Below are 9,787 nucleotides of genomic sequence, written 5' to 3'. Positions count from 1 at the left end.
CCCCTGCCGTGAAATACTTTTGGACGTTTCTTCGGCCTCGGCTCACCCGCAACAGTAAACTCACGAACCGTCACAATGTATCCTCCATCGCAAACTTCTTCAACGATGAATAATTCACACGAAAAGTCCGTCCAACATTCTTTGCACGAAGCTTCCCCTGCCGAATAAGCCCACGCACAGTACGCGTATCACAATGTAATAATTCAGCAGCTTCAGGAGTAGACACCATCAACGGTTCACGAAAACAACGCTCACTCACCATCATCATCCTTCCCTGAACGTTCAGCAGGCGGCATGGCGACCACGAGCATGATAAACGCAAAACTTGCAGCAATATACACGAAAAAAGCAAAGATACTATTCAACGGATGATCCATCGCATTACCGGTCAATAGGTAAAAGAACGAGCCAAGACTCATAACCCCACACACGATAAGCCCAACGAGGCTCCCAATATGCTTGTAACGATTATCCTGCAACTCTTTACGAGCCTGAAGAGTATCAACAAACACGATTTACTCCTCTCCCTTATCAACGGCAACAGGCATGTAATCACGTTGAAAAATCTGCCCCGTCGCCGTACTGTTTTCACCAGTCGAAAGATTATGAAGAACATAATCAAACGGTTCAGCTTGACACACGGAGCTCGCAGAATTATCAACCTGGATAGAATCCACGCCAACATGGCGGAGGCGCCCCGTGCGCATCAAATCCAACAACCAGTCAGGGTAACTATCAAACTCAAAATCACCCTTGTATTTGACCGCGTCAACAGTACGCGGCTTACACATAAAAACAGCCACAATAAAACTCCTTAAAAAAATAAAAGTAGAATAAATAGAATGAATAATTTGAACATGGTCGACTGGCTAAATCACTACTCAGGACTCGTAGAAACAATTTTGACCGTTCTTGGCGGAATAGTAGGTTCACTCATCACATTCTTCATTCAAAAGAATGGAGAAAAGAAAAAGATTAGCCAAGTCAAGAAAGAACTTGAAATTAAGGAACAACAATTACGGGTACTACAAGAACAAACAGAAGTACAACGTAAACAGTTATCTCTCATCCAAGTAAGAGAAGAAATCCCACATTGGACTATTAACCTCAGCCAAGGAACCACGTATACGTTATATAGCGAGAATGCGTTTACAGCATTAAACGTCACTATCACATACGATGGAATAGATCTAGGTCAAGGTCTTACAATCCAGTTGGGAGATTTTACCGCAGGAAGTTCAAAGAGTTTCGAGCTAAGAGCTGCAGCAATATGGGGCGGATTATCTAGTAACGATGTCACCATAAGCTGGACAATCGAAGAAAACCCGATAGTCCAAGAACAGACAATTACTCTTCCTCCTCGCCCACGTAAGAGCTAAGAACGTCCAGAACATCATGACGGCTTACAACCGCACACTTAGTATAGGTAACAAGCACTCTATCATCAGTAATTTCAATCTTGATAGGAGTGTCGTAACTGATAAGCGCGGTGTCATCCTCACCAAGAAGCTTTAAAATCTTTAATAGGGCACTTCGCGTAAGTTTATCTTGATAAATACTAATCATCACCTACTCCTTCCCCTGCTGCTGTGCGCGCTTTTCACGCTCCTCAGCAAGAGCGGTTAATTCATAAAAATTAAGATTTAAAAAAGTCGCCACAGTTCGTAATTCGGCAATCGTGAAGCTAGAAGTGCCATTCAACTTTCTGTTGACAGTCGATATATTCACTCCAAGTGCTTTTGCTAAATCCATTTGCGTTAAATTAAATGCAGTTAGCTCTGCTTTAATAGTTCTTTCTAATGAGTGCATACTCACCTCCTTAATGTCATATATGCGATAAATTGAAGTAATATATAAGAAATTCACTATTTATTTTTCAAGCAACACAGGTATTTAAACCTTCGGTAGATAGCACACATTCTAGTATCATATTGGCGACAATGCAAACAAGATAGGCGAAAACACACAAAACTATGCGTTCTTTCGGCGTGTCATATAGGCGATAAAGCGTTAATAAATATATGCTTTGTATATGGTTAAAGACTCTGATTTGCGTAGAGTACGCGATGTTACTATAGAAACGTCTGAATTTTTGCAATATAAATTAAAGCAAAAAGATTTTACAGTACAAGATGTCCAAAAATGGCTAGACAGAAGCTATGGATATACATACAATCGGATAACAGGTAAAAATTCGATTAATATTGATGAGCTAGAAATTATTGCTAAGCATATTGGATATTACAGCATTCTCGATTTCTTCAATGCTCAATATGAATACTTCTACCCACCTCGTTATACAGTCACCGATTTCAAGGAAGAAACACTCTACGATATCAACGACGATACCACCCCAAACACAAGCGAAATACAGCTCGCAGCACACCACGACAAAAACAAACATAACGAGCAAGAACTAGACAACTACGGAGCATAAGGAAAACAATAATGACAGACTTCAGCGACTACATCGTATTCGTAGATGAATCAGGAGACCAAAGCCTCGACTCAATATCACGTGAATATCCAATCTTCGTTCTCGCCTTCTGCATCATTGAGAAGAAACACTATTACGAATACATAGTTCCACGAGTGGAAAAACTTAAATTCGATACATTTGGAACCGATATACCCATTTTCCATGAACGAGAAATTAGAAAACAGCGTGGATTCTTTAAACCACTCATTGATGATGCCCTACGCGCAAAATTCTTCACCGAACTTAACGACATCATGGATCAATCAAAATACGAAATAATCACAAGCATAATAGACAAAAGAAAATACGTGCATCTCCCTAAGCCACGTAACGTTTATTCCCTAGCCGTTGAATTTGGTATAGAACGTGTATTCCTCAGTATGCAAGAGAAGAAACAAAGAGGTAAGAAAGTTCCAATTATCTTTGAATCACGCGGGAAAGCCGAAGATAGGACACTGCAGCAGGAATTTGACCGTATTGTTGACGAATGCTCATACAGCGGCATAAACGGAATGTTTGATTTCCATTGCGTCAGTAAGCAAGCAAATCTTGCAGGATTACAGTTTGCTGATTTAATAGCACGTCCTATAGGAATACACTATCTGCACAACACGAAGAATGATACATCATATAATATTTTGCGTAAGAAGTTCAGGCGAAGCCGCGAAGGGAATATTCTGCATTATGGAGTCAAAGTCTACCCAGAGTAAAACAAAAGCGGCAGAAATAACTCCTGCCGCCGACCGAGTACCCCAGTCCATTTGTATTTACAATATACTACACTTTTAGTACTAAAAGCGCAAGAGTATTCGGTGTGTCTATAAGTAATTAGCCATTTTCTTATATAAAATCAAGGGACGCCGCAGCGTCCCAAGTGCTCCTTCTACAACTAGGCAGACGAGTAATATTATTCTATCGCATTGTCCTCCATATCTGTCATTCTGAAATGCTCACCCTCAAAAAAATAGGGGAGGTGAAACGGTGGGCATAACACTCAACCAGCTATACCAAATAGCCGAAAACGCAGGACTCAACATCATAGAAACCCCACTCAACGATGACGAAATGGGATACTACGACGACTCCACACACACCATCCTGCTCGACAACACACTTAACGACCGGCAAAAGAAATGCACCCTCGCACACGAACTCATCCACGCCAAGCACCACGACAATATGCACGATAAGCGTACAGAAAAACGCACAATACGAGAAACAGCCAACTGGCTCATAGACCCACTCGAATACGCAACCGTAGAACAACTCTACGAAGGCAATGGCACACTTATGGCGCTCGAACTCGACATTACCATGCAAGTACTCGATGACTACCAACACATACTCGCAAGCAAGTTCTAAACCAAACCCCTCGAAATCGAGGGGTTTAAAAACATCAACACCCTCACACCTCTCACACGTCCTCACGTCAGTGGTGTGAGGACGTAAACCATTGAAAATATTAGCCTTAAATACTATTCCTCACACCATCACACCACTTTTCAGAAAATACGTGTAATCAAAAGAGGGAGGAAAGTAAAAAGGTGTGAGGAATTAAAAACAACACCGCTCAAAACCAATAATTCCAACCCCTTACGCACCTCACACCTATATGTGAGGAAAGGAGTGAGGAACAATAAAAATTCCTCACTCCTCCTGCTTGACAAAATCCAGCCCAACAGGTACATTAGTAAAGTAGCCATTCGAATACCGAATGGCATTATTCATATCTACAGTCTTAAAAAGCAACTATTAAGAAATACCTTTAATAGTTCAATCGTGCTTGCAAATTCCAAAGAAGGACAACAAAAATGAGTAACACTCTCAAACCAGCAGTAGTCCTCTCAAACCAGCAGTAGTCGAACTCCACGTCGACACCACACGAGTACGAAAACTCCTCGCCGACATCATTCACTTGCTCGACGAATACGACGAGGAGATTAAACAAGTTAACCAAAATTAATCTTGATTCATGCACTCGATGTGTACAGCAACAGTGCCTTCAGGATTATTCGACTGGTCTAACGGTTTGCCACAAACAGGGCAAGTGTTGTGAAGTGACTTAGCGTAATTCTTACGCACCTCATCTTCCAACTGCTTCAACCCTGCCTCGTTAATCTTAATATTCGTTAAATGTCCCATACTTGAATCACCTCCTCACCATTGAGACAATTCAAGTATAAAACCCGTTTTTCAAAAAAGGCTCAATCAATCATGCCCGCAAAAGACTTATGGGCAAGCAGTCAAGGCAAAAACCTTAGAAAAGCCTGCTACCAGCGAGACGCCCACAGCAACCAACCCTGCTGGATCTGCCACCTACCCATCGACTACACACTCGGCATGTACAAGCCAGGCAAAAGCACAAACTGCTATGAGCCAGACCACGTCAAACCACGAGCAAAATACCCCGAACTCACCCTCGACCCCACAAACATTAGAGCATCACACGCCCACTGCAACAGGTCAAGAGGCAAAAAAGCAGGAAAAAACGAGCTCGGAACCCCCACAAGACAATGGTTCTAAACAAAAATAGTATAAAACCACAAAACCCCGGCATAAAATCGTGCAAAATCGTAGAAAAGTTAGGGGAGGGGCTTCAAAAAGTTGACGAAAAGGTCTCTTCTCTTGCTACGCATTCCCACTGGCAGTGTTTTCTCATTCGACACGAATTTGAGGGGTACCTCACTGTAGAACCACAATATTTTAGATTTTGAACCGTCAAAACGATTGTTTTGGCGGTTTTACTGTTAAAGGAGCGTGAAATATGGCTGTACGAAGTGTGAAAGAGCCTGAAAGTATGCTCGAAGCGGTCAACATGAGCGTAACCGAAGCAGTAAAAACGGGCAAACTTGACCGGAAGAAGCATGCTGCAGCAATTAGAGCACTCCGACTGCTTGCCCAGACAGCTGATGAAGGTCGTCCGAATGACAATGTGACTCTTCCCACGATGCTGAAGTTCCTTACTACGTTGAATCTTGTTCCTGCACCTGAAGTGGTGGATAAGAAGCCGGCGGTGAAAGTCTCATCTTTGGATGAGATGCGCGCGAAGTTGAAGGTACATTCGCATGCTTAAAGGTTCGACAACCCCGCGCATTTATACTGCAGCTAAACGAGACCTCACTCCCGAGACTTCGCTTGGCTTCGCAGTCGTAGAGTTCGCTAAAACCGTGCTGAAAGAACCTTTATTGCCTTGGCAGGAGTGGCTTGCTATTCACGCTCTTGAAATTGAGGGTGACTTGCAAGGCTCGTGGCGGTTCCGCTACCGCACCGTTCTCGTGCTTGTGGCACGTCAACAGGGCAAAACGCACTTGTCGAAAGTTATCGCCTCATTCTTCCTGTGGATGCTGGGCGTGAACCTTGTGATTGGCACGTCTACGAACTTGGAGGCTGCTGAAGAAGTTTGGGAGGGTGTGGTCGCGCTCGCTGAGGATGTTCCTGAACTGTCGGAAGAAGTTGAACGTGTTTACCGTAGTGCGGGCAATAAGACTCTCACGTTGACTGACCGTCGCCGGTATAAAGTGACGACGTCGAATCGTAAAGGTGCTCGTGGTAAGTCTGGTGATCTTGTGTTGCTTGATGAGCTGCGTGAGCATCAGACGTGGGAAGCGTGGAGTGCTGTTAGTAAGACGACGATGGCTCGGCCTAACGCGCTTATCTGGTGCATGTCGAATGCGGGTGACGCGTCTAGTGTGGTGCTTCGCTCGCTTCGTGCAAAGGCTCATGCGCAGCTTGGTGACCCTGATGGGGTTGCTAAAGAGGCTGGCATGCTGGGTAATCCTGGCGATGATGATGTTGATGATGATAGTCTCGGCATTTTCGAGTGGAGTGCGCCGGTTAATGCGGATATTCATGACCATTCCGCGTGGGCTCAGGCTAACCCGTCGCTTGGCTATGGGTTTGTTACTGAGCGTGCTCTTGCTTCTGCGTGTGCGACTGACCCTGAGGATGTGTTTAAAACTGAGTGCTTGTGTCAGTGGGTGACGGCTGCGATTCAGCCGCCTTTCGCTGAGGGTGCTTGGGAGGCTGGTATTCGTGCGGATAGCAAGATTGCTCCTGACTCGGTTTTGACTTTTGGTGTGGACGTGAGTGCTGACCGTCAGCATGCTTCGATTGCTGTATGCGGGCAACGTGCTGACGGTAATTGGCATGGAGAGGTTATTGCTTACCGCAACGGTTTGGGTTGGCTTCCTGACGCTATTAGTGTTCTTGCGTCGAAGCAGCCGGCTGACGTGCCTCTTCGTGTGGCTTTACAGGCTAAGGGTGCTCCAGTTTCGAGTGTTCTTGATGGTATTGCTGCTGTTGATGGTGTGGAGATTATTCCGTGCCAGGGGCGTGATGTTGCTGGCTGGTGTGGCAGGCTGTGGGATGCGGTTGACGCGTCTAATCCGAACGCTGTGGAACCGTCTGATAGCGTGAAGCTTTTTCATATTTCTCAGCCTCGCCTTGATATTGCTGCGAATACTGCTGTTACTCGTCCTATGGGTGATGGTGCGTGGGCGTGGGACAGGGTGAAGAGTACGGAGGAGATTAGCCCGCTTGTAGCGTTGACGATGGCTTTTGGCGCGGCCACGCAGGTGGAGGAGCCTGAGGAGCCTGTGAAGGTCTCGGCTTACGCGTCGCATGATGTGATGTTTATTTAAAATTTTTCGCTTTTGAGGGAGTTGACAGTATGAGTTTTCTCGACCGTCTTTTTGGGCGCCCCGTGTACGTGCAGAGGGGTGGTGTTGCTGCTACTGCCGTATTGGGGAAGAGTCCGGCTGACTTGTATCGTGAACAGCCTGAGGTGCGTGCGGTAGTCAGTTTTATTCAGGATGCTGTCGCTTCCACCCCATTGAAAGTGTATAAGCGTGTTGATGAGAATGACCGTCAGCGTGACCGCACTAGTGTTGCTGCCCGCCTGTTGGCGTCTCCGTCGGATGGAGTGACAACGTTCGAGTCAATAAGTCGCCTTGTGGGTGACTTGTGTTTGTATGGTGCGTGCTTGTGGCATGTGGCGCCGAACGTGCAGCGTGACACGGGTTGGACTATCACGTATATTCCTTACGCGTGGGTGCGAGATGTATACACGTTGGATGGTTTCACCCCGTCAGCTTACGTGGTGCAAAATCCTGTGTCTGGTCGTGCGCCTGTGACTATTCCTGCGTCGGATACGGTGCGTTTTGCTGCGTATAATCCGACTGGTGGAGTGGAAGCTGTCAGTCCTATTGACTCGTTGAAAAGTATTCTTGCTGAACGAGTCAGTGCGCTTGATTTTCGTAATAAGAATTGGCGCAATGGTGGCTGGGTGAACCGGTGGATTAGTCGCCCTGCTGGCGCTGTGTGGGATGATCAGCAGCGTCAACGTTTCGCTGCTTCTTGGAGAGCACGCTTCGCAGGAAGTGAGGGCACTGATAGTGGCGGCACGCCAATTCTTGAAGATGGCATGCAATTGCATGACAGTACGTTTAACGCTCGTGAAGCACAGTTCGCAGAAGTCACACAGCTAACTCGTGAAGATGTATGCGCAGCATATCACTTGAATCCGTCGCTTATCTATCACACAAGCACACAAACGTACGCGTCGGCAAAGGACAATGCTCGCGCATTGTATTCGGAGACTCTCACTCCGCTCATGGATTTAATCGTCGAACGTATCAACAAGGTTCTGCTGCCTATGCTTGGCGTGGACGCGGACACTTATGTTGAGTTTGACCTGTCTGCGAAAGTGAGCGCGAGCTTCGAAGAACAGGCACAAATGTTGACGAGTGCTGTGGGTGCTCCGTGGATGCTTGTTGATGAGGCGCGCGCGATCATGAACCGTCCAGCATTAGGCGGTAGCGCTTCTAAGCTCGTCCAACCGTTGAATCTTGCTTACGGTGATGAGGGTGAGCCAAGCAACACGCTTAATAGTGGTGTTTCGGCCGTGAAATCGGGCGAACCGCATTTCAAGTCTCATCAAACGCCGAACGATGCGGATAGTGAGCTTGTTGCGAAACAGTTAGCGAAGTTTTTCACACGGCAGAAACGTAGCGTGCTCGCTGAGATCACTAAGCAAGCGAAAAACGGTACACTCCGTGTAAAAGCTGACGACGGTAATGATTATCCAGACTGGTGGGATGGGAAACGGTGGAGCAAAGAGCTCGCTGACGACCTCACCCCATTATTCCTCCAACTGAGTGAGAAGCATGCGAAAGAAACGTTGAAAGACGTACGTTTGAAACCGAACCCTTACGACGTGGAACGCACGCAAGCGTACATTCGCACTATGGCAGAAGGCAAAGCTACAGCGTTAAACAATGTGACTTTACGTCAGTTACAGGAAGCTCTCGAACGGCAAAACTCAGACGATAACGAGGATACGGATGACAGTATCCTGGCGAACTCGCCTGACGGAGTCTTCGAAAAAGCTGAATCATCGCGCTCGCTGTCGGCTGGTCTCGCATTCTCTACTGCTTGTGCCGTGTTCGGCAGTATGGAGGCGGTAAGGCAGCAAGCGCCGTCTAGCGTTTTTAAGCGTTATAAGACGTGGGTTCATGGGGGAAGTTCGAATCCGCGCAGTGAGCATTTGGCTATGGATGGGGAGCGAGTCGAAATGGATGCTGAATTTTCCAACGGTTCGCAATATCCGCATGATCATGGCATGACTCCTGATGAATCCTGTAATTGCACGTGTTCTGTCGAAATTGAAATTTGGAAGGAATAAAAATGACACTCTACAAGAGTTTTCATGTTAAGGCTGAGGATGCTGGTGAAGGCATTATCGAGGGGTATGCGTCCACGTGGGATAAAGAGCCTGATTCGTATGGTGACATTGTTGCTAAAGGTGCTTTTACTCGCACGTTGAAAGAGCGTGGCGATAATCCTATCCCGTTCCTTTTTGGGCATCGTACTGATACGCCTGAAATGAACCTCGGCGCAGCTACGGCTGTAGAAGATGATAAGGGGTTGAAGTTCACTGCGAAGCTTGACCTTGATAATCCGAATGCAGCATATACTTATAAGCTTTTCAAAGAAGGTCGTATCAACCAGTTTTCGTTTGCGTACGCTGTGCGTGATGCGGGTGAGGTTGAACTTGACGAGGGTGTGAAAGCGAATGAGCTTCGTGACCTTGACCTCTTTGAGATTAGTGCTGTTCCTATTCCTGCTAATCAGCATGCTGTTGTGACTGATGTGAAAGCTGGGCGTAGGAATAGTAAAGCGGATGCGGATATTCTCGACCAGATTCGAGAATTCGCTCAGAACATTCTTGACTCTATTGACAAGCTCAATGGGGACAACACTGATGATGAACATGCGGACGAACCGTCCCAGGATAAGCCAACAGCGCCA

Annotated in this window: 15 protein-coding genes; 9 read left to right on the top strand and 6 right to left on the bottom strand. The window is 46.3% G+C overall.

Annotation, left to right across the window (positions count from 1 at the left end):
• Window positions 1-70: 70 nt before the first annotated feature.
• The 3 genes from G464_RS10500 to G464_RS0107750 are packed head-to-tail and all read right to left on the bottom strand — an operon-like array spanning window position 71 to window position 803.
• Entirely contained in the window at window positions 71-229 is a 159-nt protein-coding gene (locus G464_RS10500) for a helix-turn-helix domain-containing protein (protein WP_161798650.1), read from the bottom strand.
• A 22-nt stretch (window positions 230-251) separates the two neighbouring features.
• Window positions 252-512: a hypothetical protein gene (locus G464_RS0107755; RefSeq protein ID WP_022857388.1), complete on the bottom strand. Its 261-nt coding sequence runs from the start codon at window positions 510-512 to the stop codon at window positions 252-254.
• Window positions 513-515: 3 nt separating this feature from the next.
• Window positions 516-803 (bottom strand): hypothetical protein, encoded by a 288-nt coding sequence (locus G464_RS0107750; RefSeq protein WP_022857387.1) that lies wholly within the window; start codon window positions 801-803, stop codon window positions 516-518.
• A 39-nt stretch (window positions 804-842) separates the two neighbouring features.
• Between G464_RS0107750 and G464_RS0107745 the strand changes: the two genes are divergently transcribed.
• Window positions 843-1,379, top strand: a complete 537-nt coding sequence (locus G464_RS0107745; protein ID WP_022857386.1) for a hypothetical protein — start codon at window positions 843-845, stop codon at window positions 1,377-1,379.
• Here the strand turns inward: G464_RS0107745 and G464_RS0107740 are convergent.
• Both G464_RS0107740 and G464_RS09460 read right to left on the bottom strand, forming a co-directional pair.
• On the bottom strand, window positions 1,348-1,566 hold the full coding sequence (locus tag G464_RS0107740) for a hypothetical protein (protein ID WP_022857385.1): 219 nt from the start codon (window positions 1,564-1,566) through the stop codon (window positions 1,348-1,350). The two genes, G464_RS0107745 and G464_RS0107740, sit on opposite strands and share 32 nt — an antisense overlap.
• Window positions 1,567-1,569: 3 nt before the next feature.
• Entirely contained in the window at window positions 1,570-1,809 is a 240-nt protein-coding gene (locus G464_RS09460; RefSeq protein ID WP_022857384.1) for a helix-turn-helix domain-containing protein, read from the bottom strand.
• 223 nt (window positions 1,810-2,032) lie between these two features.
• Here G464_RS09460 and G464_RS0107730 point away from each other — a divergent pair, with 223 nt between their 5' ends.
• The 3 genes from G464_RS0107730 to G464_RS0107720 all read left to right on the top strand — a co-directional run bounded on the left by G464_RS0107730 (window position 2,033) and on the right by G464_RS0107720 (window position 3,841).
• Window positions 2,033-2,437 carry a hypothetical protein gene (locus G464_RS0107730; RefSeq protein ID WP_022857383.1) on the top strand — a complete coding sequence of 135 codons (405 nt, stop codon included), beginning with the start codon at window positions 2,033-2,035 and terminating at the stop codon, window positions 2,435-2,437.
• Between the two features lie 11 nt (window positions 2,438-2,448).
• Window positions 2,449-3,189, top strand: coding sequence for a DUF3800 domain-containing protein (locus G464_RS0107725; protein WP_022857382.1), 741 nt, complete (start codon window positions 2,449-2,451; stop codon window positions 3,187-3,189).
• Between the two features lie 271 nt (window positions 3,190-3,460).
• Window positions 3,461-3,841 carry an ImmA/IrrE family metallo-endopeptidase gene (locus tag G464_RS0107720; RefSeq protein WP_022857381.1) on the top strand — a complete coding sequence of 127 codons (381 nt, stop codon included), beginning with the start codon at window positions 3,461-3,463 and terminating at the stop codon, window positions 3,839-3,841.
• 597 nt (window positions 3,842-4,438) lie between these two features.
• Here the strand turns inward: G464_RS0107720 and G464_RS0107715 are convergent.
• Window positions 4,439-4,621: a hypothetical protein gene (locus tag G464_RS0107715; protein ID WP_022857380.1), complete on the bottom strand. Its 183-nt coding sequence runs from the start codon at window positions 4,619-4,621 to the stop codon at window positions 4,439-4,441.
• Between the two features lie 72 nt (window positions 4,622-4,693).
• On the opposite strand from G464_RS0107715, the gene G464_RS10495 reads away from it, so the two are divergent.
• The 5 genes from G464_RS10495 to G464_RS09450 all read left to right on the top strand — a co-directional run.
• Window positions 4,694-5,002 carry an HNH endonuclease gene (locus tag G464_RS10495; protein WP_080651188.1) on the top strand — a complete coding sequence of 103 codons (309 nt, stop codon included), beginning with the start codon at window positions 4,694-4,696 and terminating at the stop codon, window positions 5,000-5,002.
• Window positions 5,003-5,243: 241 nt separating this feature from the next.
• Window positions 5,244-5,552: a hypothetical protein gene (locus tag G464_RS0107700; RefSeq protein ID WP_022857378.1), complete on the top strand. Its 309-nt coding sequence runs from the start codon at window positions 5,244-5,246 to the stop codon at window positions 5,550-5,552.
• The gene (locus tag G464_RS0107695; protein ID WP_021618659.1) at window positions 5,545-7,119 is read left to right on the top strand and encodes a terminase large subunit; all 1,575 of its coding nucleotides are present in this window, start codon (window positions 5,545-5,547) and stop codon (window positions 7,117-7,119) included. The genes G464_RS0107700 and G464_RS0107695 overlap by 8 nt, the downstream gene beginning before the upstream one ends.
• 29 nt (window positions 7,120-7,148) lie before the next feature.
• Complete coding sequence (locus G464_RS0107690; protein WP_021618658.1) at window positions 7,149-9,161, top strand: phage portal protein; 2,013 nt, start codon at window positions 7,149-7,151, stop codon at window positions 9,159-9,161.
• A gap of 2 nt (window positions 9,162-9,163) precedes the next feature.
• Window positions 9,164-9,787 (top strand): HK97 family phage prohead protease (locus G464_RS09450; protein ID WP_022857377.1); only part of this gene is annotated, 624 nt, incomplete at its 3' end.

Source organism: Alloscardovia omnicolens DSM 21503 (genome assembly GCF_000420505.1).
Classification (GTDB): Bacteria; Actinomycetota; Actinomycetes; order Actinomycetales; family Bifidobacteriaceae; genus Alloscardovia; species Alloscardovia omnicolens.
Note: the sequence above shows the minus strand (reverse complement) of the source record. Positions and strands in the feature narration are given on the sequence as shown.

Excerpts from the sequence above, each read along its gene's own strand:
- G464_RS0107740 (WP_022857385.1), bottom strand. The coding sequence starts at position 1,566 with ATGATTAGTATTTATCAAGATAAACTTACGCGAAGTGCCCTATTAAAG.
- G464_RS0107730 (WP_022857383.1), top strand. The coding sequence starts at position 2,033 with ATGGTTAAAGACTCTGATTTGCGTAGAGTACGCGATGTTACTATAGAA.
- G464_RS0107700 (WP_022857378.1), top strand. The coding sequence starts at position 5,244 with ATGGCTGTACGAAGTGTGAAAGAGCCTGAAAGTATGCTCGAAGCGGTC.
- G464_RS10500 (WP_161798650.1), bottom strand. The coding sequence starts at position 229 with ATGGTGTCTACTCCTGAAGCTGCTGAATTATTACATTGTGATACGCGT.
- G464_RS0107725 (WP_022857382.1), top strand. The coding sequence starts at position 2,449 with ATGACAGACTTCAGCGACTACATCGTATTCGTAGATGAATCAGGAGAC.
- G464_RS0107690 (WP_021618658.1), top strand. The coding sequence starts at position 7,149 with ATGAGTTTTCTCGACCGTCTTTTTGGGCGCCCCGTGTACGTGCAGAGG.
- G464_RS09460 (WP_022857384.1), bottom strand. The coding sequence starts at position 1,809 with ATGCACTCATTAGAAAGAACTATTAAAGCAGAGCTAACTGCATTTAAT.
- G464_RS0107695 (WP_021618659.1), top strand. The coding sequence starts at position 5,545 with ATGCTTAAAGGTTCGACAACCCCGCGCATTTATACTGCAGCTAAACGA.
- G464_RS0107745 (WP_022857386.1), top strand. The coding sequence starts at position 843 with ATGAATAATTTGAACATGGTCGACTGGCTAAATCACTACTCAGGACTC.
- G464_RS10495 (WP_080651188.1), top strand. The coding sequence starts at position 4,694 with ATGCCCGCAAAAGACTTATGGGCAAGCAGTCAAGGCAAAAACCTTAGA.
- G464_RS0107715 (WP_022857380.1), bottom strand. The coding sequence starts at position 4,621 with ATGGGACATTTAACGAATATTAAGATTAACGAGGCAGGGTTGAAGCAG.